The organism is Kitasatospora sp. NBC_01266, assembly GCF_036242395.1.
Lineage (GTDB): Bacteria > Actinomycetota > Actinomycetes > Streptomycetales > Streptomycetaceae > Kitasatospora.
This window is the reverse complement of the sequence record NZ_CP108458.1, coordinates 6,470,344-6,493,251: the sequence shown is the minus strand read 5'-3', so window position 1 is coordinate 6,493,251 and position 22,908 is coordinate 6,470,344. Positions and strand designations below refer to the sequence as shown.

Annotated in this window: 20 protein-coding genes and 1 pseudogene; 11 read left to right on the top strand and 10 right to left on the bottom strand. The window is 72.5% G+C overall.

What is annotated here, in order from left to right:
• Window positions 1–59: 59 nt before the first annotated feature.
• Together OG403_RS28065 and OG403_RS28060 are read right to left on the bottom strand one after the other, a co-directional pair.
• Window positions 60–1,076: a zinc-binding dehydrogenase gene (locus tag OG403_RS28065; protein WP_329569103.1), complete on the bottom strand. Its 1,017-nt coding sequence runs from the start codon at window positions 1,074–1,076 to the stop codon at window positions 60–62.
• A gap of 90 nt (window positions 1,077–1,166) precedes the next feature.
• Entirely contained in the window at window positions 1,167–2,333 is a 1,167-nt protein-coding gene (locus OG403_RS28060; RefSeq protein ID WP_329569101.1) for an alpha-hydroxy-acid oxidizing protein, read from the bottom strand.
• A gap of 139 nt (window positions 2,334–2,472) precedes the next feature.
• Here OG403_RS28060 and OG403_RS28055 point away from each other — a divergent pair, with 139 nt between their 5' ends.
• Window positions 2,473–3,576 carry an Lrp/AsnC family transcriptional regulator gene (locus OG403_RS28055; protein ID WP_329569099.1) on the top strand — a complete coding sequence of 368 codons (1,104 nt, stop codon included), beginning with the start codon at window positions 2,473–2,475 and terminating at the stop codon, window positions 3,574–3,576.
• Window positions 3,577–3,615: 39 nt separating this feature from the next.
• Entirely contained in the window at window positions 3,616–5,418 is a 1,803-nt protein-coding gene (locus OG403_RS28050; protein ID WP_329569097.1) for an amidohydrolase, read from the top strand.
• 144 nt (window positions 5,419–5,562) lie between these two features.
• On the opposite strand, the gene OG403_RS28045 is transcribed toward OG403_RS28050, so the two are convergent.
• The 3 genes from OG403_RS28045 to OG403_RS28035 all read right to left on the bottom strand — a co-directional run bounded on the left by OG403_RS28045 (window position 5,563) and on the right by OG403_RS28035 (window position 10,018).
• Window positions 5,563–8,163, bottom strand: a complete 2,601-nt coding sequence (locus tag OG403_RS28045) for a collagenase (protein WP_329569094.1) — start codon at window positions 8,161–8,163, stop codon at window positions 5,563–5,565.
• A gap of 189 nt (window positions 8,164–8,352) precedes the next feature.
• A complete protein-coding gene (locus tag OG403_RS28040) occupies window positions 8,353–9,312 on the bottom strand; it encodes a LysR family transcriptional regulator (protein WP_329569092.1) in 960 nt (319 codons plus the stop codon).
• 283 nt (window positions 9,313–9,595) lie between these two features.
• Window positions 9,596–10,018, bottom strand: coding sequence for a VOC family protein (locus OG403_RS28035; protein ID WP_329569090.1), 423 nt, complete (start codon window positions 10,016–10,018; stop codon window positions 9,596–9,598).
• 101 nt (window positions 10,019–10,119) lie between these two features.
• Between OG403_RS28035 and OG403_RS28030 the strand changes: the two genes are divergently transcribed.
• Window positions 10,120–10,821, top strand: a complete 702-nt coding sequence (locus OG403_RS28030) for a GntR family transcriptional regulator (RefSeq protein WP_329569088.1) — start codon at window positions 10,120–10,122, stop codon at window positions 10,819–10,821.
• Window positions 10,822–10,893: 72 nt separating this feature from the next.
• Here OG403_RS28030 and OG403_RS28025 read toward each other — a convergent pair whose 3' ends face one another.
• Together OG403_RS28025 and OG403_RS28020 are read right to left on the bottom strand one after the other, a co-directional pair.
• Window positions 10,894–12,555, bottom strand: a complete 1,662-nt coding sequence (locus OG403_RS28025) for an FAD-binding oxidoreductase (RefSeq protein WP_329569086.1) — start codon at window positions 12,553–12,555, stop codon at window positions 10,894–10,896.
• 224 nt (window positions 12,556–12,779) lie between these two features.
• Window positions 12,780–13,055, bottom strand: coding sequence for a hypothetical protein (locus OG403_RS28020; protein WP_329569084.1), 276 nt, complete (start codon window positions 13,053–13,055; stop codon window positions 12,780–12,782).
• A 437-nt stretch (window positions 13,056–13,492) separates the two neighbouring features.
• Here OG403_RS28020 and OG403_RS28015 point away from each other — a divergent pair, with 437 nt between their 5' ends.
• The 3 genes from OG403_RS28015 to OG403_RS28005 are packed head-to-tail and all read left to right on the top strand — an operon-like array spanning window position 13,493 to window position 17,519.
• Entirely contained in the window at window positions 13,493–14,755 is a 1,263-nt protein-coding gene (locus OG403_RS28015; RefSeq protein WP_329569082.1) for a hypothetical protein, read from the top strand.
• 36 nt (window positions 14,756–14,791) lie between these two features.
• Window positions 14,792–16,975: a tetratricopeptide repeat protein gene (locus OG403_RS28010; RefSeq protein WP_329569081.1), complete on the top strand. Its 2,184-nt coding sequence runs from the start codon at window positions 14,792–14,794 to the stop codon at window positions 16,973–16,975.
• Window positions 16,976–17,000: 25 nt separating this feature from the next.
• On the top strand, window positions 17,001–17,519 hold the full coding sequence (locus tag OG403_RS28005) for a flavin reductase family protein (RefSeq protein WP_329569078.1): 519 nt from the start codon (window positions 17,001–17,003) through the stop codon (window positions 17,517–17,519).
• On the opposite strand, the gene OG403_RS28000 is transcribed toward OG403_RS28005, so the two are convergent.
• A complete protein-coding gene (locus tag OG403_RS28000; RefSeq protein WP_329569076.1) occupies window positions 17,508–18,344 on the bottom strand; it encodes an AfsR/SARP family transcriptional regulator in 837 nt (278 codons plus the stop codon). The genes OG403_RS28005 and OG403_RS28000 overlap by 12 nt on opposite strands.
• 278 nt (window positions 18,345–18,622) lie before the next feature.
• On the opposite strand from OG403_RS28000, the gene OG403_RS27995 reads away from it, so the two are divergent.
• Window positions 18,623–19,246 (top strand): hypothetical protein, encoded by a 624-nt coding sequence (locus OG403_RS27995; RefSeq protein WP_329572737.1) that lies wholly within the window; start codon window positions 18,623–18,625, stop codon window positions 19,244–19,246.
• A 155-nt stretch (window positions 19,247–19,401) separates the two neighbouring features.
• On the opposite strand, the pseudogene OG403_RS36785 reads toward OG403_RS27995, so the two are convergent.
• A pseudogene (locus OG403_RS36785) lies at window positions 19,402–19,464 on the bottom strand (hypothetical protein); the annotation flags it as partial.
• A gap of 259 nt (window positions 19,465–19,723) precedes the next feature.
• Between OG403_RS36785 and OG403_RS27985 the strand changes: the two are divergent.
• The 4 genes from OG403_RS27985 to OG403_RS27970 all read left to right on the top strand — a co-directional run bounded on the left by OG403_RS27985 (window position 19,724) and on the right by OG403_RS27970 (window position 22,199).
• Window positions 19,724–20,053, top strand: coding sequence for a hypothetical protein (locus tag OG403_RS27985; protein WP_329572735.1), 330 nt, complete (start codon window positions 19,724–19,726; stop codon window positions 20,051–20,053).
• Between the two features lie 320 nt (window positions 20,054–20,373).
• The gene (locus OG403_RS27980; protein ID WP_329569074.1) at window positions 20,374–20,817 is read left to right on the top strand and encodes an SRPBCC family protein; all 444 of its coding nucleotides are present in this window, start codon (window positions 20,374–20,376) and stop codon (window positions 20,815–20,817) included.
• 129 nt (window positions 20,818–20,946) lie between these two features.
• Complete coding sequence (locus tag OG403_RS27975; protein WP_329569073.1) at window positions 20,947–21,510, top strand: hypothetical protein; 564 nt, start codon at window positions 20,947–20,949, stop codon at window positions 21,508–21,510.
• A gap of 131 nt (window positions 21,511–21,641) precedes the next feature.
• A complete protein-coding gene (locus OG403_RS27970; protein WP_329569071.1) occupies window positions 21,642–22,199 on the top strand; it encodes a hypothetical protein in 558 nt (185 codons plus the stop codon).
• Here OG403_RS27970 and OG403_RS27965 read toward each other — a convergent pair.
• Entirely contained in the window at window positions 22,192–22,887 is a 696-nt protein-coding gene (locus OG403_RS27965) for a type 1 glutamine amidotransferase domain-containing protein (RefSeq protein WP_329569070.1), read from the bottom strand. The genes OG403_RS27970 and OG403_RS27965 overlap by 8 nt on opposite strands.
• Between the last annotated feature and the right edge of the window lie 21 nt (window positions 22,888–22,908).

The following is a 22,908-nucleotide window of genomic DNA, read 5'->3' as shown; positions in this document are numbered from 1 at the left end:
CGCGCCGGCGGCCACCACCCACCCACCTGCCGGGCCCACTCGCGTGGCAGCCCCACGGATCAGGGACGCAGGATCAGGCGGATCGGGTCGCCCTCCTTGTCGCGCAGGCGCCGCACGGCCTCGGCCGCCCGCTCCAGCGGCAGGACCTCGGAGACGGAGCGGGAGAAGTCCAGCCGGCCGGCCTCGGTGAGGCGGATCAGCTGCGGGACGGCGTTCGCGCCGGAGCCGTAGTGGCCCAGGAGCTCGAGGCGGCGGGCGCTGAAGCCGGTGCTGTCGGCGACCGTGAACGGCCGTCCGCTCAGCCCGACCAGGACCAGCTTGCCGCCCATGGCCAGGACGGACAGGGCCTGTTCGCGCACCGCGGTGACGCCGGCGAAGTCGAAGGCGATCTCGATCCCCGCGCCCCCGGTGGCGGCCCGGATCCTGTCGGCCAGGTCCGGGTCGGCGGCGTCGAGCGCCAGGTCGGCGCCGAAGGCGAGCGCGCGTTCCCGGGCGGCGGCGGACGGGTCGACGGCGATGATCGGGCAGGCGCCGACCGCCCGCAGCAGCTGCACGCCGTGGGCGCCCAGGCCGCCGATGCCCCAGACGCCCACGGCCTGGGCGGGGCGTACACCGGCGGTGACCGCGATCGCGTCCCAGGGGGTGGAGACGGCGTCGGGGATGATGGCGCCCTGTTCGAAGGGGATCGAGTCGGGGAGCGCGACGAGGGTCTGCACCCGGGCCAGGGCGTACTCGGCCCAGCCTCCGTCGTAGTCCACGCCGCGGGTCCAGATCGCGCCCTCGCGGCGCTCGCCGGCCTGGAGGACCACGCGGTCCCCGACCTGCCAGCCGGCCACCTCCGGGCCGACCTCGGCGAGGGTGCCGGAGACCTCGTGTCCCAGGGTCACGGTGTCGCCCTCGAGGTGCGAGGAGACGCCGCCCAGCTCCCCCGAGATCAGGTGGACGTCGGACAGGCAGACGCCCGCCGCCGCCACCTTGACCAGGACCTCGCCGGGACCGGGCACGGGGCGCTCGACCTGCGCCAACCGGAGCTCGTGGGTGGGCAGGTGCAGGCGCACGGCGCGCATGACAGCCATGGGGGTTCCTCTGTCTCTCTGTGTCGGGTTGGCGGGGGCGGGTCACCGGGTCAGCGGGTCACCGGGTCACCGGGTCACCGGGTCAGCGGGTCAGCGGGTTCGGCGCAGTGCCTCGGGCGTGAGCCTGGCGAGGTCGGGGTAGCCGTCGACCGCCATGGTCAGGTCGGCCTCGGCCAGGATCGAGCGCAGCACGTGGACGATGCCCTCCGTGCCGCCCAGGGCCAGGCCGTGGGCGTACGGGCGGCCGATGCCGACAGCGGTGGCTCCCAGCGCGACGGCCTTGACCACGTCGGTGCCGTTGCGGACGCCGGAGTCGAAGAGCACCGGCAGGTCACCGGCCGCCTCGACGACGCCGGGCAGGGCGTCCAGCGCGGGCAGCCCGCCGTTCGCCTGGCGCCCACCGTGGTTGGAGCAGTAGATGCCGTCCACTCCACCGTCCTTGGCGCGCCGCACGTCCTCGGGGTGGCAGATGCCCTTCACGATCAGCGGCAGCGCGGTGAGCGACCGCAGCCACGGCAGGTCCTCCCAGGTCAGCGGGTTGCCGAAGACCTGCATCCAGCGCAGGATGGCCGCGCCGGGGTCCTCCTCCGGCGTGCGGGCCAACTGGGCCCGGAAGACCGGGTCGCTGGTGTAGTTGGTCAGGCAGTGGCCGCGCAGCTGGGGGAAGTTGCTCGTCGCCAGGTCCCGGGGACGCCACCCGGTGACCCAGGTGTCCAGGGTGACCACGATGGCCTTGAAGCCGGCCGACTCGGCCCGCCGCACCAGGCTTTCGGCCAGCTCCCGGTCGGTCGGGGTGTAGAGCTGGAAGAAGCCCGGGGTCTGGCCGAACTCCGCGGCGACCTGCTCCATCGGGTCCACCGACAGGGTCGAGGCGACCATCGGGACCCCGGTGCGCGCGGCGGCCCGGGCCGTGGCGAGGTCACCGTGCCCGTCCTGGGCGCAGAGACCGATGACGCCGACCGGGGCCATGAACAGCGGCGTCGGCAGCCGCATCCCGAACAGCTCGACGGAGAGGTCGCGTCGCGCGGCCCCGACGAACATCCGCGGCACCAGCCCCCAGCCCTCGAAGGCGGCGACGTTGGCCCGCTGCGTGTGCTCGTTGCCGGCGCCGCCCGCCACGTAGGACCACACCGACGGCGGCAGCGCGGCCTGCGCGCCGGCTTCCCAACCCTCGTAGGTCATCGGGTACGACGGCACGATCCCGCGCAGGCCGCCGCCGTAGATCTCGTCCTGATACGAACCGAACGACTGGCTCATGAACCGCTCCTCCTGTCCGGACCCCGCCTCCCGGGGCCCCCGAACTCCGTTGTGCCCACAGTGCGATGCTTGTCATCCGTCATGACGAAAACGCAGGAATCCCGCAGCGAAGGGCCCTTGGATGCAGGAACCAGCGAGGATGCTGAGCGAGGACGATCTGGCGCTCATCCACGCCCTCCAACTGCGGCCGAGGGCGTCCTGGTCCGTCCTCGGCGCCGCGCTCGGGGTGGATCCCGTCACCGTCGCCCGCCGGTGGACCCGCCTGGCGCAGCGCGGTGAGGCCTGGATCCTGGGCTCGCCCGGCCCGCTGCTCTTCGAGCACATCTGCGTCGCCTTCGTGGAGATCGAGTGCGCCGTCGGCAGCGCCGCCGCCGTCGCCCGGGCGCTGAGCGGCCAGGCGCACGCGCTCACCATCGAACGCCCGGCCGGCAGCCACGACCTGCTGGTGACGGTGGCGACCCGCGACCTGCTCGCGATGTCCCGCTACACCCTCGACCAGCTGCCGGCGATCGCGGGCGTGACCGCCGTGCGCACCCGGATCGCCACCCACCTGTTCACCGAGGGCGGCAGCTGGCGGATCGCCGCGCTCGACCCCGGCCAACGCGCCCAACTGACCGCGTCACCCGAGCAACCGCGCGCCCGCCGGGGATCGCCGGAGATCAGCCCCTTCGACCGGGCGATCCTGCGGCGGCTGGCGGTCGACGGCCGAGCCTCCTACCAGGCGCTGGCCACCGCGCTGGAGACCAGCGCCGCCACCGTGAAGCGCCGGATCGACCGGCTCGGCCACCTCGGACTGATCACCTTCCGCTGCGACTTCGCCCGCCCGCTGGGCGGCTGGCCGGTCGCGGCCACCTTCTGGGCCCGAGTACCGCCCACGGATCTCCCGGAGGTCGGCCACGCGCTGGTCCGCTACCCGGAGACCCGCAACTGCGCCGCCGTCAGCGGCCCGTACAACCTCGTCCTGGAAGCGAGCCTGCACTCGCTCGCCGATGTCCTGCGCTTCGAGACGCAGCTCGCGACCATGCACCCCAGCCTCGACATCGTCGACCGGGCGATCATGCTCCGTCAGGACAAGCTGCTGGGCCACCTCCTGGACCCGCACGGCAGGTCCCTGGGCGTCGTACCGGCGGACCTCTGGTCCGCCCCCGGCACCCCGGTTCCCGAGCACCGTCGCACCATGGACCCGTTCACCGCGGATCCCGCGGCAGGCCGGGAGCAGGTTCAACCCGATATCCCTGGGTAGGCAAGCGGGCACCGAACGTAGCCAGCGAAGGGAATCGGAATGAGCGGTCAGCCGGGCAGGACGACGGACGCCGACGGGGTCGACGCGGTGGAGCGGTACGAGGAGGCTGATGTCATCTTCCACGGCGGTGAGATCGTGACGGTCGCCGCCGACGCGCAGCAGTCCGATCCCGGTCCCGAGGCGGTGGCCGTCAAGGACGGTGTGATCGTCCACGTCGGCGACCACCAGGAGGCCGTCCGCCGCTGGCAGGGGCCGCGAACGCGGGTGCGCGACCTGGACGGTCGCGCGCTGCTGCCGGGGTTCATCGACGCCCACGGCCACCTGGGCGGCATCGGGCTGCAGGCCACGCTCGCCAATCTGCTGGCGGCTCCCGACGGCGACGTCACCGACATCGCCTCGCTCCAGGAGAAGCTGCGCGCCTGGGCGAAGACCCCGGTGGGCCTCACCTCCAAGTGGATCATCGGCTTCGGCTACGACGACGCCACGCTCGCCGAACGCTGCCACCCCACCCGCGAGGATCTCGACGAGGTGTCCACCACCCGGCCGGTGCTGGCCATCCACCAGTCCTTCCACCTCGGCGCGGTGAACAGCCGCGGCCTGCGGGAGTTGGGCTACACCAAGGCCACGCCGGACCCGGACGGCGGCGTCATCCGCCGCCAACCCGGCCCGGTGGCCCGCCCGTTCGGCGAGCCCAACGGCGTGCTGGAGGAGACCGCCTTCACCCCCGCCTCCGAAAAGGCCACCAAGGGCCTGCCGTTGACCGCGCTGGCCACCCTCTTCAGCAAGGGCGTGGCATCGGCCGCCCGGTTCGGCTTCACCACCGTCCAGGAGGGCGGCGCCACCCTGGAGAACCTCCAGGCGCTGCGCGACGCGGCCGCCGTCCTGCCCTTCAAGATCGACGTGGTCGCCTACGCCCGGGCCGACGAGGCGACGGCATCACCGGAAGCGGACCCGGTCGGTGCGAGCCAGGAGTACAAGCGGGGCGTGCGGGCGGCCGGGGTGAAGATGTACCTGGACGGATCCCCGCAGGGCAGGACCGCCTGGCTCACCGAGCCCTACGAGGAGCGGCCGGAGGGCACGCCCGAGGGCTACTGCGGCTACCCCACCGTCAAGGACCCCCAGGTCGTCCTGGACCAGGTCCGCACCGCGTACGCCAAGGGCTGGCAGGTGCTGGCGCACGTCAACGGGGACGCCGCGATCGACCAGTTCGTCGAGGCGGTCGAGGCCGCCGCCGCCGAGGCGGGCCCCGGCGACCGGCGGACGGTGGCGATCCACGCGCAGACCGCCCGCGAGGACCAGATCGAGGACTTCGCCCGCCTGGACATCATCCCGTCGTTCTTCTCCATGCACACCTACTACTGGGGCGACTGGTACCGCAAGACCGTCCTCGGTCCGGAGCGCGCCGCCACCATCTCGCCGGCCCGCTGGGCCCTGGACCGGCAGCTGCGCTACACCTCGCACCACGACGCCCCGGTGGCCCTGCCGAACTCGATCGCCATCCTGTCCAGCCAGGTCACCCGCCGCACCCGCGGCGACGACGTCGTCCTCGGGCCCGAGCAGTGCGTGTCGGCCCTGGACGCGGTCAGGTCCATCACCATCAACGCCGCCCACCAGTACTTCGAGCAGGACCGCAAGGGCAGCATCGAGGTCGGCAAACTCGCCGACCTGGTGATCCTCTCCGCGAACCCCCTCACCATCCCGGAGGACGAGATCAAGGACATCAAGGTCACCGAGACCATCAAGCAGGGCACCACCATCCACCCCGTCCTCGCCGTCAGCAGCGACGATCCCGAGCCCGGCCCGGAGGTCCCCACCAACTACCAGTGGCACGGCTGCTGCTGACCACCCGGTAGGCACCGCACGGGTGCCGCCCCGCGCGCTCATCGCAGAGACCAGCGGGCAGCCACCGGACGGCTGATCGCCGTACCCGTGACTGCCCGCTGGATCAGCTGCCGAACTCAGGCTGCAGAATCCGGAGTTCAGGGCTCAGTACTGCGTGCTGACCGTGACCCCGCTGAAGGCGGTGTCGGCGTAGAGGCTGAGGTAGCGGTAGCCGGCCGTGGTGTTGGTGACGGTGATGCTCTGGGCGGTGCCGGGGTTGGTGGAGGAGGCGGTGAAGGCGCTCGGCGAGGCCCAGGTGGACGGGTTGTAGTACAGGTAGGCGGTGCCGGTGCCGCCGGAGGTGGAGACCGTCAGCGTGCTGGTGCCGGCCGGCAGGTAGATGTACATGTAGTCCGAGTTGCCCGCGGCCTCGGCGCGGTTGGCCCGGGAGCAGTTCTGGCCCATCGCGTCGGTGCGCGTGTCGGTGCAGGTGGGCAGGGTGGCCACGCCGCCGGTGGTGACGGTGACCGAGGCCGGGGTGCTGGCGCTCTTGCCGCTGCTGTCGGTCACGGTGAGGTCGACGGTGTAGGTGCCGGCGGCCGCGTAGGTGTGGGTCGGGTTCTGCTGGTCGGACGAGCTGCCGTCACCGAAGGTCCAGTGCCAGGAGCTGATCTGGGCGGAGCTGGCGGTCTCGACGGACGTGTCGGTCAGGCTGACCGTGGCCCCGTTCACCGACTGGTTGAACAGGGACGTCGGTCCGGCCGCGTAGCAGGCGCCGGCGGCGCAGGTGTTGAGCCAGCTGTCGAAGTCGGCGTCGTAGCCGGTGCCGATGCTGTTGTAGACCGCGTAGGCGCCCGCGAAGTCACCCGCGCGGAAGTCGTTCAGCATGGCGGTGATGTCGGCCGGGTGCTTCTCGAACATGTACCGGACGGCCAGGTAGCCCCACGGGTAGGTGCGGACCGAGTCCGAGTTGTCGTACGTGTTCTGGAAGATGGTGCTGAGCTTGTAGGTGTGCGCGGCCGCCTCCGTCATCGCCTGGGTGTCGGTGGTGCCGCGGTAGGTGTAGGACTCGTACTCGGCGACCCCTTCGATCCACCAGATGTCCGGGACGCTGGTCTGCGCGGTGAAGTTGCCCTTCATGTCGTAGATGGCATCGAGGTAGTGCGTGTACTCGTGGTTCAGGTTCCACACGTTCGCCGTGAAGCCGTCGTTCCACGCCTTCCGGTACATCACCGACACGGCCTGGTCGGTCGGGTCCGTGGCGTCCACCAGGGTCTGGCCGCCGTTGTCGGTGGAGTTGCCGAAGATCGCCCAGGAGTAGGTGACGTAGTCGGCCTGGTTGGCGAAGATCGCCATCGTGACGGTCTTGGCGTACTGGCCGGGAACCGGGCCGTCGTCCTTGACCATGTTGTGGAAGAAGGTGTCCTCGCCGCGCAGGCTGGTGCAGACGGCGGCCAGGTCGGCCGGCGAGAGGTCCTCGGTCGCGATCGTTCGGTTGTCGCAGACCAGGGTGTTCGGCAGGATCGCCGCGCTCAGCACGGCCGGCAGGTCGCAGGTGCCGTAGTAGGAGCACTGGGCGGCGTCGTACTGGTCCGCCTGGTAGGCGGTGTGCACGTAGAGCGCGCCGGTGGCGCCCTTGATCGGGGCGGCGTCGAGGACCGTCTTCACCAGGGGCTTGGCCACGGCCTCGATGGTGGCGTTGTCACCGGCCATCCGGGCCAGGTCGTTGCCCGCGTTGACGTCGAGGAAGGCGTTCGCCCCGCTGAGCAGGTCCTCGTGCGCGGTCGCGAAGGTGCTCAGGGTGTTGACGATGCTCGGGTCGGCGCTGACCGCGTTGACGAAGTCCGGGTTGAAGTTGGCCCGCCAGAGCGGCGCGAACAGGACGGCGTTGACCGCGTTCACCATGGTCGGGAACGCGTTGTAGGAGTTGTTGTAGCTGGTCAGCACCTGCTTGTAGATGTTCAGGTACTTGCTCTGCAGGTTGGCGCTGTCGGTCAGGACCAGCACGTCGTAGAGCACGTTGCCGTTGGCGGCGGTGACGTCGGTCCAGTGCTGGCCGGCGAAGAAGGCGTCCAGGCCGGCTTCGGTGGCGGCGGCGAGCGTGGCGTCGTAGTTGCCGACGGCCGCCGAGTTGTAGGACTGGACGTAGTAGCCGGCCCGCAGGAAGAGCACCAGCTGCCAGATGCCGGTCGAGTCGTCGCCGGTGTAGCTGGTCGCGAGGTTCTGGAAGGCCTGGGCGACCGTCAGCATCTGCTGCTGCTTGAAGATGTCGCCCGCGTCGGTTCCGGTGACGTTGAACAGCGTGTTGACGCAGTCGGTGGTCGAGTTCTCGACGAAGGAGACCAGGTCGGCGCCGCTCCGGCTGCCGAAGTCGGCCGGGGTGCAGCTCTGCGCGGCGGCGGCCTTCGCCGTCTTCGCCGTCTTCGCTGTCTTCGTGCCGGCAGCGGCCGGATTGGCCGGGGCCGCCTGCTGGTCGGCCGGGCGCGGCGTGGTCTGCACGGCCGTGCCGGCCGGCTGGGCCAGCGTGGCCTGGCCGAGCAGGGCCGGCGCCAGCGGGGCCGCGGTGGGGGCGAGGTCCTCGGAGCCGGTCCGGACCACGGGGCCGAACGGCTTGGGGAGGGCGGCGGAGGCCGCGGTGGCCGAGGTGGCCGCCTTGACGGTGGCCGGGCCGGACGCGGCGAGCGCCGGGGCCGGCAGCATGGCGGCCGCCGTGGCGGCGGTGGCGACGACGGCCATGAGGGTGGGGATCGGTATACGCAGACGCACGGCGAATTCCTTCTCCTGTGGGGGTATCTCACTGAGCATCAGGTGAAGCGAGGGGGAATGGCGTGCAGCCTGTCATCAAATGAGAGTCAGAACAATGTCACAGGTCATATGACAGTGCGGCTTCGGCCATAACACGCCTGACCCCGGCGCGACAGCGCGACCGGCCCAGCACGGCACGGCCCGGCACGGCTATGGGCGCGCCTCGCCGTGGACACCACCGATCCACGGCTGGACCTGCGGCACGCCGGCGACCAGGTCCCGGTGGGCCGCCGTCGCGGCACCGAACAGCGCCTCCGCGATCTCGCCGCCCACCGCCGCGGTCCGCCAGACCAGCAGGTGGCGGACCCGGATCGGCATGCCGGTCAGCGGCCTGACGACCACTTCGCCCAGCGGCCGGGTGCTCGCCCGGACGATGGAGATCCCGAGGCCGGCGGCGATCATGTCCTGCAGCTCCAGCCGGCCGCCGCAGAACTCCCGCACCGCCACCGCCGCGAAGCCGGCCGCCGCGCAGGCCCGATGGAAGACCTCGGGCCACCCGGCCCCGTCGTCCGGCGCGAGCAACCAGGTCTCCTCGGCCAGGTCGGCCAGGGCGATCTCGGTGCGCCGGCCGAGGCGGTGGCCGGCCGGCAGCGCCACGAAGGCCGGCTCGGTGGCGATGTCGCGGTGCGCCACGGCCCGCGAGTGGCGCAGCTCCAGGCCCGGGTAGTCGACGGCGATGGCGACGTCCGCCTTCTCCAGCTCCAGCAGCTCGACCACCTCCGAGATGCGCTGGACTGCGTTCACTGTGAGCAGCAGATCGGGCCGCTGCCGGCGGGTCCGGCCGAGCAGCCCGGGCAGGATGAGCGTGCTGGTCGCCACCAGGCGGACCTCCTGGCGGGCGGGCGCGGCCTCCTCCCCCGCCGGCCGGCCGAGACCGTCGATCCGGGCCAGCACCTCGCGCGCGGTGCCCAGCACCTCGACTCCGAAGCAGGTCGGCGCGACGCCCGCGGCCGTCCGCTCGAACAGCGGTGCGCCCAGGATGCGTTCGATCCGGCGCAGCTGGGTGCTGGTGGCCGGCTGCGAGGCCCCGAGCGCCATGGCGGCCCGTCCCACGCTCCCGCTGTCGGCGATCGTGCACAGCACCCGCAGGTGCCGAAGCTCCAGCTCCATGGACCCCCCTTGTCCGGCGGTCCACCCGGCCTTCCGGCGGCGTCGGACAAGTGCGGCCGCCAACCCGTCTGTGTAATGGCACACGTAACATGTCAGATCTCGCTGATCAGGTTCGCTCCGTGCTCAGGTCGCGTCAAGCCCCTGCTGAGTGACGACTGTCCGGCTGCTGGGTCATCGCCGCAGGTGGGGGCGGGTGCGGGCGACAGCCGCGGGTGCGGGCACAGCGCGGGTGCGGGTGCGGGTCACAGCCGCAGGCGCGACGCCCCGGTGACCAGGACGCCCCTCATCGGGCGAAGAGCTGGGCCTCGTCGCGGAACGCCTTGAACTCCAGGGCGTTGCCGGCCGGGTCGAGCAGGAACATGGTCCACTGCTCGGCCGGCTTCCCGGCGTAACGCAGGCAGGGTTCGATCACGAAGCCGGTACCGGCGTCCGCCAACCGCCGGGCCAGCGACCGGAACTCCTCGACGCCCAGCACCAGCCCGAAGTGCGGCACCGGCACCCGGTGCCCGTCCACGGTGCCGTACCCGGCGGCCTGCGAACGGACGCCCGGCACCAGGTGCGTCACCACCTGGTGCCCGTGGCAGTCCCAGTCGACCCAGCCGTCGGTCGACCGGCCCTCCGTCAGGCCGAGCAGGCCGCCGTAGAAGGCGCGGGCCGCGGCCAGGTCGTCGACCGGGATGGCGAGGTGGAAGGCAGGACGAGTCACGGTCTGGCGCTCCTGAAGGGGAGTTGGGAAGGGAAGACCCCGTGGAAAGCGGTGCTGACCCCACCTTGATCCTGGGGCGCTGCCAATGTCAACATTCGAACATGAAGGATGAACCCCTCCAGAAGGCGGCCCGGCGAGGGCTGGCCGACGAAGTCGCCGACCGGGTCCGCGAGGCGATCTTCGAAGGCCGCTTCCCGCCCGGCGCCCCACTGCGCGAGACCGAACTGGCCGAGTCACTGGGCGTCAGCCGCGGCGCGGTGCGCGAGGGGCTCGCCCAACTGCGGCGCGAGGGGCTGATCCGCACCGACTGGCACCGGCCGACCACCGTGGTGGCGGCGACCGCCGCCGACGTGGACGAGGTCTACCGCGTGCGCGCCGCGCTCGACCGGCTCGCCGCCGTCACCGCCCGGCGCCTGGCGACGGCGCCGCAGCTCGACGAACTCGACCGGCTCGTCGAGGAGATGGCGGCCGAACTGGCCGCCGGCGCCCCGGTGCCGCGGCTGCTCGCCCTCGACATGGCCTTCCACGACCAGATCTACGCCGCCGCCGGAAACCACCGGCTCACCCAGGCCTGGCAGGCCCTGCGCTCACAGGTGTTCCTGTTCCAGCTGCAACGGGCGTCGCTGGCCCGCGGGCAGTACCGCGCCCTGGTCGTCGGCGAGCACCGCGAGCTGGCCCGCCTGCTGCGGGACGGCGGCACACCCGAGCAGCTCGACCAACTCGCCGGTGAGCACGTCGACTTCGCCCGCCGCAGCCTGCTCGCCCTGCTCGCCGGGCCGGCCGGCGAGGCCCTCCCGGACTGAGAACGGTCCCGGGCTGAGAACGGTCCCGGCCCAGGCCCCGGGCACGGGCGGCACTCCCCCGCGGAACCTCGGTCAGGAGGTCGGGATGCCCTGCGGGAAGCGGAACAGTCCGTCGGGGTCGTAGCTCTGCTTGACCTGGCGCAGCCGGGGCGCGTTCACGCCGTAGTAGGCCTGTTCCCAGTCGGCCAGCTGCGGGTCGGCGTAGTTCTGGTAGGCCTCGCCGCTGGCGTACGAGCGCATGGTGGACCAGACGTCCCGCAGCCAGGCCTGCGACTGGTCCACCCCGGGGCCCGAACCCGCGCCGGGATCGGGGTAGTTGGCGATGTACTGGGCGAGGAACAGGCCGCTGCGGTGGACGAACGCGGTGTCCTGCGGGCCGACCCGGTTGACGGCGCCGCCGAGCGAGTCGAAGGCGACCGCGCAACTGCCGCCCTGCGGCGCGGTCCGGGCGTAGCGTGCCACGGCGGCGACCAGGGCGGCGGCGCCCGCCGGGTCGATCGGCCGGGTGTAGAAGTCCGAACGGGCGCCGTAGGACTCCCTGGTGAGCCGGCCCTGCGGGGAGTGCCCGGGCAGCGTGCCGGCCAGGTGGGCGGCGGCCGGCGACCAGCCGGACACGCCGCCCATCACCTGCATGGTCGCGAGGTAGGAAGCGGAGTGCAGCGACACCGACTGCGGCCGGACCCCGAGTTGGTCCACCAGGTTCGCCAACTCTCCTTGCGGACCGAGGTAGTTGACCGTGCTACTGAGGGTCAGACGGCCGTCCGGCCAGGCCTGCAGATGCAGGTCCGCCCAGAGCTGGTCCGGCGCACCGGGCGCCCACCGCTGCCAGGCGGCGATCACCGCCGCCGCCTGCGACCAGGGCCAGGAGAGGAAGCCGTAGGAGCAGTCCACGGCCGGGTGGGTGCGCAGCGACAGCGAGGTGACCACGCCGAAGTTGCCGCCGCCGGCGCCTTGCAGGGCCCAGAGCAGGTCGGCGTCGCTGTCGGGCGACACCTGGCGGATCCGGCCGTCCGCGGTGACGATCTCCGCGCCGGTGAGGCTGTCGCAGGTCAGCCCGTACGCCCGGCAGGTCACCCCGAGCCCGCCGCCCAGGGCCAGTCCGGCGACGCCCACGCTCGGGCAGGAGCCGGCCGGCACCGTGAGCTGCTGGGCCGCGAGCCCGCTGTACACGTCGATCAGCCGGGCGCCGGCGCCGATCGTCGCCGTGCCGCCGGAGGCCGACACACCGTTCAGCCGGCCCACGTCGACTATCAGCCCGGGTCCGCCGGACCAGCCCGCGTAGCTGTGCCCACCGCCGCGCGGCACGATCGGCACGCCGTAGCGGCGGGCGAAGGCCAGGCAGGTGGCGGCGTCCTGGGCACCGGCCGGATAGGCCACCGCGGCCGGGCGCAGCGTGTCGAACTGCGGCTGGTAGAGCCGGCTCGCCTCGGCGTACGCGCCCTCGCCGGGCTGCACCAGCGTGCCCTGGAGATCCTTGGCCAGCGCCGCCCAGTCCGCCGGGCCGACACTGCCGCCGGAGGCGGCGGGGGTCGTGGCCGCGCCGCCGGTCGGCGCACCACTCGGCACGGGCGTGGGCGTGGCCGACCGCGCGGGGGCGGACGAGGCCGCGCCGCCCGGCCGGCTCGGGCCGCACCCGGCCACCACCGCCGCGGTGGCACCACCGGCGGCCAGCCGGAGCGCGGCACGCCGCGACAGCCGCCCGGCAGCGGGCGAGGAGGTGGAGCTGTCGGTCATGGTCACGCTGCTTTCACGATGCCGGCCCCGGCACGCCGGCACGATGCCGGCCCCGACCCTCGCATACCGCGCGGCCGCTGTCACCTCGACGACACCTGGCACGGCCCGCCCGGTTCCCGTCGCCGCCGGCCTGCTCACCGTCCTCACCCCGGCCATGCCCACCCCCGCGCTCAGGTTCACTCACCCGAGCGATTCATGACCCTCTCGTTCGCCCACAAAGGGCATCAGGGCCTGAACAGGTCAGACGTCCCCGACAGCGAGCAAAGAGAGGCACGCCGCCTGCGCGCACTGGGCCGGCGCAGGCCGCACTCGCTGAAGAACACGTCCGACATGGCCGCGTCGTAGTGCTGCCCGGTGTACGCGTCCCGGGCCGCCAGCGGGAAATGCCGGGCCGCCGGAGCCAGCTTCACGATTTCCGGCCGGGTGCCGAGGACGAATGCCACTGAGTCGGTAAATGAACTGCCGATGAATCTTTCCGGACGAGCCGACTTCCTGCGCACACGCGCCGACTTTCGTGCGGCGCCGGACTCCCCGACCCCGCCGGACAAATGCCAGCCGCAGCGCGAATAGGACCTCCGCTTGATTCCCGCAGAACGCCCGGCGAATCCACTGCCGGGCGGCGCCAATTCCTGGCCGCTTCCAGCCGTCCGCCAGGAGTTTGGCGGGATTCTGGAGGGACTATGGCCACCTTGTCGAGGATGGGACCACCAGCCCCCGCCCGAGAGAAGGAGGTGCAGAGATGAAGAAGATCCAGATTCGCAAGGCCGGCCCGGTCCGCCTGACCACCGCCGCTTGTCACATGTACCCGGCCGCCTGACCCAGGTCGGCCGACCCGGTTCAGCGGTAATGGAATCCAAGGCGTCGGCGTGCCGCGGGTACCCGCCCGAGTGGGTCGGGCGGCCCGGGCACGTCGGCGCCGCCGCCCAGGAGGAGCACCATGACGGACCAAGGGCAACTCGACTCCGCCGCGGCCGAACCCGCCGACACCCACCCCGCAGCGGATCCCGACGCCCCGCTGGCACTCCACCCGCTGGTCTACCTGGAGGACGGCGAGGAGGTCACCATCGGGCGCGCGGACACCGACTCCTACGCGATCTTCCCACCCGACGGCGCCGAACTGGTCCGCCGTCTCGCGGCCGGCGACACCCCGGCGCAGGCGGCCCGTTGGTACCAGGCGGAGTACGGCGAGAGCGCCGACGTGGCGGACGTGGTCGAGGCGCTGCGCGAGCTCGGCTTCGTCCGGGAGGCGGGCGAGGCGGCGGCGGTGCTGGAGCCGGTCCGCTGGCAGCGGCTCGGCCGGGCGCTCTTCTCACCCGTCGCCTGGCTCTGCTACGCGGCGCTGGTGGCCTGGGCGGCGGTCTGCGTGGTCCGCGCGCCGGAGCTGTTCCCGCGGTCGAAGGACATGCTGTTCAGCAGCTACTACGCGGTGATCAACCTGACCCTGCTGGTCGCCGCCGTCCCGCTGATCGCGGTCCACGAGGCGTTCCACGCGCTGGCCGCCCGCCGCCTGGGGGTGCGGTCGCGCACCAGCATGTCGTACCGGTTCTACTTCCTGGTGATCGAGACCGCGCTGGACGGACTGGTCGCGGTCCAGCGCCGCAAGCGCTATCTGCCGATCCTGGCCGGGATGGTGGCCGACGTCGTGCTGCTGAGCCTGCTCATCATCGTGGCGGACGCGACCCGGGGGCCGGGCGGCGCGGCGACCCTGGCCAGCCGGGTCTGCCTGGGGCTCGCCTTCGCCACCGGAGTCCGGCTGCTCTGGCAGTTCTTCCTCTACCTGCGGACCGACATCTACGTGCTGATCACCACCGTGCTCGGCTGCGTCGACCTGCACACCACCGCGATGCGGCTGCTGCGCAACCGGCTGAACCGGGTGCTGGGCCGCCGCGACCGGCTGCTGGACGAGTCGCTCTGGCACCCGGTGGACCGGCGGATCGCCCGCTGGTACTCCTGGCTGATCCTGGGCGGCTACGCGGCCAGCCTGAGCACCTTCCTGCTCGCCCTCGGCCCGGTCTTCCTGCGGATGGTGACCGGTTCGCTGGCCCGGTTCAGCCCGGGCCACCACGCCGGCTGGGTACAACTGCTGGACTCCACGGTCTTCCTGCTGCTCACCCTGGCGCAGGTCATGCTCACGGTCTGGATCGCGCTCCGCGAGCGCCTGCGCAGCCGCCGCTCCCGGCTCCACCACGTCATCGCCTGACGCCCCCCGCCGACCACTGTGTGAAAGGCAGGCACCATGCGCGGCCACTACTGGATCTCGGCGCCGCTGCGCGCCGACCGCGACCGGCTGCGCGCCGGCCTCGAACTGCCCCCCGTGCTCGCCGTCGTGGACGCGCACCGGCACCTGCGCGGGCCGTACACCGCGGCGGGCACGCTGCTTCGGCTGCTGGCTCCGGACGCGCTGCGCCGCCGGCCCGCGCTGGCCGCCCGCCACTACGTCGAACTCCAGGAGAGCACACCGGAGTTGACCGACCTGGTGCCGCCGATCGTGCGGGTCCTGGAGAAGCAGTCGACGGTCGGACCGGCCGAGGTCAGCCGGTACCCGGCGCGGCTGCACTCGCTGCGGGTCTCGCACGGACTGGTGGACTTCCTGCTCAGCGCGCTGACCGACCTCGGCGCGGGCCCCCGCACCCTGGTGGTCGAGAACGTGCAGCACTCCGACGTCACCGACCAGGAGTTCCTGGCCGCGGCGCTCCGGCGGATCCCCGCCGAGCTGCTCACCCTGGTCGTCGGCACCGGAGTCGAGCCGCTGCTGGACCCGCCCGGCCCGGTCTCCGTCTCGCTGCCGGCCGCCCTCGCCGCCCACACCACCCAGGTCACCCAGGTCACCGCGGCCGGTTCGGCCGGTGATCTGACGGATCATCACCAGGCCGACCGGCAACGGACGGCCGAGCTCGCCCGCGCGCACGTCGACGCGGACGGCGCCGACGACGACCCCGCACGCACCGCCGCCTACCTGCGGCTGGACCCCACCGAACGCGCGGCGCTGCACGACCGCCGGGCCGCCGAACTCGCGGCGCTCGAGGAGCCTTCGCTTCGACTGGGCGCCATCCCGTACCACCTGATGCGCGGCGGCGACCCGGGCGGCGCCGGGCTGGCCGCGCTGCGCTTCGCCCAGACCCGGTGCAAGTACCTGGGCTTCTACCACACCGCCGCCGAACTCGCCGAGCAGGGACGCGCGTTGGTCAGCGCCGAGGAGCAGCCCGAGCTGTGGTGGGTCTTCACCCGGGACACCGAGGTCTGCCTGGCGGCGGCCGGCCGGGCCGACGAGTCGCTCGCCGTGCAGGACGAGGCGCGCCGCACCTCGCTCGACCCGGTGGTCCACATGAAGCTCGCCTACGAGACCGGCATGCTCTACGCCCGCCACTACCCCGAGCCGCAGCGCGACGAGCGGTTGGCCCGGGCCTGGGTCAACCAGTCGATCGCGATCGCCGCGCTGCTGCCGGACCCCAAGGAACGCGCCTTCTACTCGGTGTTCAACCGCAACGGCCTGGCCCTGGTCGAGGTGCGGGCCAAGCGCCCCGAGGTGGCGCTGCGCCTGCTGGACGAGGGAATGGCCCGGCTGGACCAGGAGTTGGGTCTCGGCGAGCACACCTGGCACCGGGTCGGCCTGCGCTACAACCGGGCCCAGGTGAACGGAATGAGCGGGCGGATGGCAGCGGCGCTGGACGACTACGCCGAAGTCATCGGCGCGGACGACGACTTCTCCGACCACTACTTCAACCGGGGCAACATCCTGCGCCGGCTGGGCCGCACCGAGGAGGCGATCGCCGACTACGAGAAGGCGCTCAGCCTGGAACCGCCGTTCCCCGAGGCGCACTACAACCGCGGCGACGCCCGGCTGGAACTCGGCGATCTCGAAGGGGCGTTGGCCGACTTCGAACGGACCCTGGAGCTCGAACCGGAGCACCTGGACGCGCTGCTCAACCGCGCCGGCGTGCTGGCCGACCTGGGAGATGCCAAGGCCGCGCTGGAGGGCGTCGAGGCCGGGCTCGCGCTCGCTCCCGAGCACGCCCATCTGCTCTGCCTGCGCGGGCGGTTGCTGGCCGAGCAGGGTGCCGGCGAGGAAGCCGGGCAGGCGCTGGACGCAGCGCTGCGCAGCGATCCGGAGCTGGCCGAGGCCTGGGCACTCAAGGGCGAACTGGCCTATGCCGCAGGTGACCTGGCTGCCGCTTCGGCCGACTTCGACCAGGCGCTCCAGCTCGCGGACCGGCCGGAGTTCCGGTTCAACCGGGCCATGGTCCACCAGGCGGCCGGCCGGTTCGCCCAGGCGGCGGCCGACTTCGAGGCGGTGCTCACCGCCACCGACGACCCCGACGCGCGCTCGCACCGGGACGCCTGCCTGCGGGCCGCGGGCCAGGACGGCTCCACCGGCAGCGACAGCGACAGCGACCAGCACGGACCGGGCGAGGACCGGTGAGCGACCGGACGGAGGGACTGGGCGGATGAAGGTACAGCAGGCGACCGCGCCCGAACTGGCCGGCCAGTTCACCGAGGCGATGTCGCGACTGGTGTCGGGCGTGGCCGTGGTCTCCGCGCGGCGGGCGGACGGACGCCCGTGCGGGCTGCTCGTCTCCTCGATCTGCTCGTACAGCGTGCGCCCGCCCTCCGTCCTGCTGGCCCTGTCCAGGAGTTCGCGCACCGGCCGGGAGTTGGGCCCGGGCAGGGCGTTCGGCGTGCACCTGCTGGGGCACACCGACGCCGGGCTCGCCGAGGTCTTCGCGGGCAGCGGCGAGGACAAGTTCGCCGCGCCGCCCTGGGAGTGGGACGGCGCGGTCCCCAGACTGCTCGGCGTCCCGGTCTATCTGCGCTGCGTGGCCCGCCGGGTGTTCGAGCACGGTGACCACGCGATCCTGGTCGGCGAGGCGGCCGACTGCGTGCTGGACGACGGCGAGCCACTGATCTACTTCCGCCGACGCCTCAACTGGCGGATCGCCGGGGAAGGTTACGACTCAGACGGCTAGCTGTGCGGGCGGCGCCGGGCGACACCGCTCGTGCCGGGTGTCGTTCGGCCAGTGCCCGTCCAGCAGCGCCCGCTGGGTGGCGCGCAGTGCTGGGCCCGGCTCCATCCCGGTGTCCTCGACGACCGTACGGCGGGCCCGCGCGTACGCGCCCAGTGCCTCGGCGCACCGGCCGGTGCGGGCGAGCGCCAGCATCAGTTGCTCGTGGAAGGCCTCGCGCAGCGGGTAGCGGGCGCACAACTCCTCCAATTCGCCGATCACTTCGCGACTGCGGCCCTGGCAGATGTCCGCACCGATCCGGTCGTGCACCACCGCGAGCCGCTCCTCCTCCAACCGGACCCGGTAGTGCGAGGGCAGCGCGGCCTCACCGAGATCGCCGAGCGGCGTCCCCCGCCAGAGCGCCAGCGCGCCGCGGAAGCTCGCGCCGGCCACCGCGCACCGGCCGGACTGCAGCTGGGAGCGGCCGAGCCCGGCCAGCGCCTGGAAGTGGTCGAGGTCGAGTTCGCCGGGCCGCGCGCGCAGCCGGTAGCCCGAGCCCTCGGTCCGCAGCACCGGATGCTGCCTGGGGTCCCGGCCGGCGAACCGGTGGTCGGGGTCGAGCGTGTGGCGCAGCCCGGAGACGTACATCTGCAGGGTGGCCGTCGCGGACCTGGGCGGATGGCAGTCCCAGAGTTCGTCGATCAGCACGGTCACCGACAGCGGCTCGTTGGCGTGGAGCAGCAGCAGGGCCAGCAGGGCGCGGCGCTTGAGGGCGGTGGGTGTGCACGGTTGACCGTCGCGACGTACTTCGAGCGGACCGAGCACCCGGTACCTCGGACTGGCGAGCATGCCGGGTTCGAGCGGGGGGCGGTGCCGAATCCTGGGTGGGTGCGTTTCGGGGGCCGGGGCAGGAAGCGGAGAACGCATGTGCCATAGGTACTGGTTAATGGGCGGTGGCACACAGTCCAATTCCGGTCGACTGTCCGCATATCATCACAAGTTGACTCGACGTCACCTACGAACCCCGCACCCCAGGAGTGCACGAACGAGCGTCCAGTGAAACCGCCGCATCAGGTCGGCACCGAGCGCCGCGAGTCGTTGCCCGCGGCGCCCGGCGCTTCGCTCACTTGGCGGTCGCGGAAGGCGACGGGCTCGGGGAGCTCGTCGGCGCGGCGGCGGTGGGCGAGGGTGACTCACAGCCCGGCGAGGGGGTGCCGGAGGGCGCCGGGGAGCCCGGGGTCGCGGACGGCTTCGGCGACGACGAGGCCGTCGGCGAGGCCGAGGCCGACGGGCTCGGGGAGGCGGACGCCGACGCGGACGCGGACGCGGACGCACCGGCCGTCGGGGACGGGCAGGCGGTCGGCGTCGGGCTCGGGGTGGCCGTCGGCGAGGCGCTGGCCGTGGGCGACGGCGTCGCGCTGGCCGTGGGCGACGGCGTCGCGCTGGGCGACGGCGAGGCGGTGGCCGTGGGCGACGGCTTCGCGGTCGGCGAGGGCGAGGCGGTCGGCGAGGCCGTCGGTCCGGCCGTGGGTCCAGCGGTCGGTCCGGCCGTCGGCGACGCGGCGGCGGACGGCTGCGCTGTGGGCACGGCTGTGGGCGACGGCGCGGCCGTGGGCACCGCCGCCGTGGCGGGCACCAGGGACAATCCGGATGTACCGGACGCCCCGGACGCCCCGGACCCGGTCGGCACGGCGGCCACCGGGCCAGGCGTGGCCGACAGGTCCGGCACCGTCGTGGCACCCGTCTGGTAGTAAGCCATCCAACTCTTCACCGTGCTGAGGTAGTCGGTGGAGTTGTTGTAGCCGAGGACCGCCTTGTCGAGCTGGCCCGGCACCGACAGGTCGCGGCCGTCCGCACAGAGGTAGCGGCCGGCAGCCAGCGCCGCGTCCCAGACGTTGTTGGGGTCGGCCTTGCCGTCGCCGTTGCCGTCGGCGCCCCACACCGCCCAGGTGGAGGGGAGGAACTGCATCGGACCGACGGCCCGAGCCCAGGAACCGCCGCCGTCGTAGGTCCCGCCGTCGGCGTTCGGGATCGCGGCGAAGCCGCTCGTCCCGTCCAGCGCCGGCCCGAGGATCGGCGTGTACGTCGTGCCGGAGGCGTCGACCCGACCGCCGTCGGCCTGGCCCGACTCCACCTGGCCGATGCCGGCCAGCAGTTGCCACGGCAGGTGGCAGCCGGGATCGGTGCCGGCCAGCGAAGCCTCGGCGTTGCGGTAGGCGGCGAACACCGTGGCCGGCAACTGGGCTCCGCCCACGGACAGCGACACCACCGGCGACACCGGTCCGGCACTCGGCGCCCCGGTCGGCAGCACGGCGGTCGGCGCCGCGAAGGGCGACCCCACCTCCGCCCCCGGCGGCTGCGGCAGAACCCGCGGGCCACCACCGTCCAGCGACGGCTGCCCAGCCGCCGTCGCCCCGCCCGAAGCGGCCGCGGGCGCACCGAATGCCACCGGCGAGGCAAAGGTCAGGGGCGCGGACGGCGCCGCCGCGGCAGCCAGCGCGACGAGCACCCCCGCTGTCTGGAACACCATGCGTTTCCGTATCCACCCGGCCACGTGAACTCCTTCCGACGATGTTTCGGTCAGTTCATGGACGAACCGACCGCCCATCAGGTTCCACCCAGGTTCCCCGGCTCGGTCCGAACCCCCGACGGTCAGCCGACACCCAGCATCAGATCACAGCAAGGTGACGCACCTTCACAAGGGGGCCACCCCCGAGAAAGGGCCCAGCCGCCAGGAAAGACGAACGGTTCGGCCACGCGCATCGTTACCAACATGCCGTCAGCTTCCCGAACGACCACGGCGCCGGCGGCCACGGCGTGGTCACGTACCCGGCCCCTTCTCCCCCAGTACCCGAAACCGGAACCGAACGGACAGAACATGGACATCGACCGCACAGCACCCGTCATCGTCGAGCTCAGCACCACCATCGCCGCCCCACTCGGGACGCTGTGGCCCCTGCACACCGACATCACCGCCTGGCCGACCTGGCACAGCGACATCACCAGCGCGCGGCCGCGCGGCGACCTGGCCGTGGGCACGGTCTTCGACTGGCAGAGCCACGGCCTGGCCATCTCCTCCACGATCTCCGAACTCCGCCCCCAGGAACGGATCGTGTGGGGCGGCCACGCCCACGGCATCGACGGCATCCACGTGTGGACGTTCCGACCGGTCGACGGCGGCGTCCTGGTCAGCACGCTCGAATCCTGGGCGGGCCCGGCCGTCGACGCCGACCCCGACGGCATGCGCACCGCGCTGGAAGGCTCGCTGCGCGCCTGGCTCGCGGCACTCAAGCAGACCGCCGAGCAGTCGACCGACTCCTGATCACCACTGCGGCGGGGGCGTTCACGGTATGAGGCACCGTACGTTCGGCCGCGACGACAGGCGGTCGCAACCGGACAGGGACCTGGCACCGTCTGACGATCCGTCACACGAAGGGGACGGGGGCTTGCGATGGGTACGGGGGACACCGGCCGGGCCGGCTCGGGAGGCGGTCTGCCGGGCTGCGTGCTGATCGTGGTCGCGCTGGGTGTGCTGCTCGGGCTGCTGTACCTGGAGCACGACCCGCACGGCGGCGGGCGGGGCACCGGGCACGACCCGGTGAACATCAACCTGCCGAAGACGGTCGAGGGGAAGCGCCGGTTGGACTCGTCCACCGACCTGACGAGCGATCCGGACGTCACCACGACCGGGCTCTCCTCCGGGCTGTCCACCGTGAGCCAGGGTGTCTACGGTGACGCCCCGGGCACCGCCACCCTCTGGGCGCTGACCACGACCCGCAACCACGGCCAGGTGGGCGGCTGGCTCGCCGCCCACGCCCCGTCTCCGCAGGGCGCCACGCTCACCCACCCGCGGCTGAGGATCGCCGGCACCACCACGTGCTACCAGGACCAGCACGCCGACCGGACCCTGTGCACCTGGTACGACGAGAACTACCTGCTGCAGGTCAGCGGCCCGGCCGACCCGGACACCGTCCAGCAGGTGCTGCTGCGGATCTACGACGGCACCGAGCACTGAGGCCGGCGCTCCGAATGGTGCCGTGAGGGCCCGCATGCCAGCATGCCTACGAGGAGATGCCGGTGTCGCCCGCTCGCGCGACGCCGCGCGGACCGGCCCCGTATCGCCAAGACCGGCAGGAGCGATGCAGCATGCGCACTCCGAAACAGTTGACTCCGCTCGGCGCGATCGCTTCAGGTCTGGCCGCCGGCCTGGTCGGCACCGCGTGCATGGACACCGTCCGGTTCCTGCGGCAGCGCCGGTCCGGCGGTGAGCGCAGTGCGCTGCGCTGGGAGTTCGCTCCCGTCCGCACCTGGCAGGAGGCTCCGGATCCCGGACAGGTCGGCAAGCGCCTGATCGAGGGCTTCACCCAGCGCGAACTCCCGGATGCCGCGGCCTGGCCGGTCAGCACGTTCATGCACTGGTCGTACGGCGCGGCCTACGGGGCGCTCTACGGCGTACTCGCCGGCTCGGTGCGCAAGCCCTGTGCGGTCTACGGCGTGCCGTTCAGCGCGCTCGTGTGGATCAGCGACTACGTCACCCTGCCGATCGCGGGGCTCTACGAGCCCATCTGGAAGTACGACGCCAAGACCCTCGCGGCCGATCTCGGCCCCCACCTCGCCTACGGCGCCGCGACCGGGACCGTCTTCCAGATCCTCGCCAGCCTGGGCAGGGCCTGTCCCGGCGGTCGCCGGGACCGCGTCACTTGAGGATTTCCAGCATCCGCTCCCCCAGCACCGCCGCCGACGCGGGGTTCTGCCCGGTGACCAGGTTGCGGTCCTCGACCATGTACGGCTCCCAGATCGGGCCACGGGTGAAGTTGACCCCGACCTTCTCCTTGACGTCGGTCTCCAGCAGCCACGGAGCGTTGGGGGCCAGCCCGACGCCCTCTTCCTCCTCATTGGTGAAGCACGTGATGTTGTAGCCCTTGAACGGCGACTCGCCGTGGATCCTGGTGGCCAGCAGCGAGGCGGGGCCGTGGCACACGATGAACAGCGGGTTGCCCGAGGCCAGCTGCTGCGTCAGCAGCCGTCCGACATCGGCGTCCAGCGCCAGGTCCGCCATCGGACCGTGGCCGCCCGGCAAGTACACCGCGTCGTAGTCCTCGAGGCGCACGTCCGACAGCCGCAGCGGCCGGCGCATCGTCTCCGCGGACCGGATGATGGCCTCCAACTCGAGGGCCATCTCGTTGCCGCCCACCATCTCGGGCCGCAGGCTCATCATGTCGACGTTCGGGGTCACGCCGTTCGGCGTCGCGACGACGACCTCGTGACCCCCGTCCGTCAGGATCTTGTACGGGTTCGCGAACTCCTCGGCCCAGTATCCCGTCGCGTGCCGCGTGCCGTCCTTCAGCACCCAGTAGGTGGCTCCGCTGACGATGAACAGTACCTTCGCCATAGCAGGGATCTCCTCTCGGCC

Coding starts and splice junctions, on each gene's coding strand:
- OG403_RS27965 (WP_329569070.1), bottom strand. CDS start 22,887: ATGGCGAAGGTACTGTTCATCGTCAGCGGAGCCACCTACTGGGTGCTG.
- OG403_RS28050 (WP_329569097.1), top strand. CDS start 3,616: ATGAGCGGTCAGCCGGGCAGGACGACGGACGCCGACGGGGTCGACGCG.
- OG403_RS28025 (WP_329569086.1), bottom strand. CDS start 12,555: ATGACCGACAGCTCCACCTCCTCGCCCGCTGCCGGGCGGCTGTCGCGG.
- OG403_RS28000 (WP_329569076.1), bottom strand. CDS start 18,344: ATGCTCGCCAGTCCGAGGTACCGGGTGCTCGGTCCGCTCGAAGTACGT.
- OG403_RS28040 (WP_329569092.1), bottom strand. CDS start 9,312: ATGGAGCTGGAGCTTCGGCACCTGCGGGTGCTGTGCACGATCGCCGAC.
- OG403_RS28015 (WP_329569082.1), top strand. CDS start 13,493: ATGACGGACCAAGGGCAACTCGACTCCGCCGCGGCCGAACCCGCCGAC.
- OG403_RS28010 (WP_329569081.1), top strand. CDS start 14,792: ATGCGCGGCCACTACTGGATCTCGGCGCCGCTGCGCGCCGACCGCGAC.
- OG403_RS28060 (WP_329569101.1), bottom strand. CDS start 2,333: ATGAGCCAGTCGTTCGGTTCGTATCAGGACGAGATCTACGGCGGCGGC.
- OG403_RS27975 (WP_329569073.1), top strand. CDS start 20,947: ATGGGTACGGGGGACACCGGCCGGGCCGGCTCGGGAGGCGGTCTGCCG.
- OG403_RS28005 (WP_329569078.1), top strand. CDS start 17,001: ATGAAGGTACAGCAGGCGACCGCGCCCGAACTGGCCGGCCAGTTCACC.
- OG403_RS27980 (WP_329569074.1), top strand. CDS start 20,374: ATGGACATCGACCGCACAGCACCCGTCATCGTCGAGCTCAGCACCACC.
- OG403_RS28030 (WP_329569088.1), top strand. CDS start 10,120: ATGAAGGATGAACCCCTCCAGAAGGCGGCCCGGCGAGGGCTGGCCGAC.
- OG403_RS28065 (WP_329569103.1), bottom strand. CDS start 1,076: ATGGCTGTCATGCGCGCCGTGCGCCTGCACCTGCCCACCCACGAGCTC.
- OG403_RS28055 (WP_329569099.1), top strand. CDS start 2,473: ATGCTGAGCGAGGACGATCTGGCGCTCATCCACGCCCTCCAACTGCGG.
- OG403_RS27970 (WP_329569071.1), top strand. CDS start 21,642: ATGCGCACTCCGAAACAGTTGACTCCGCTCGGCGCGATCGCTTCAGGT.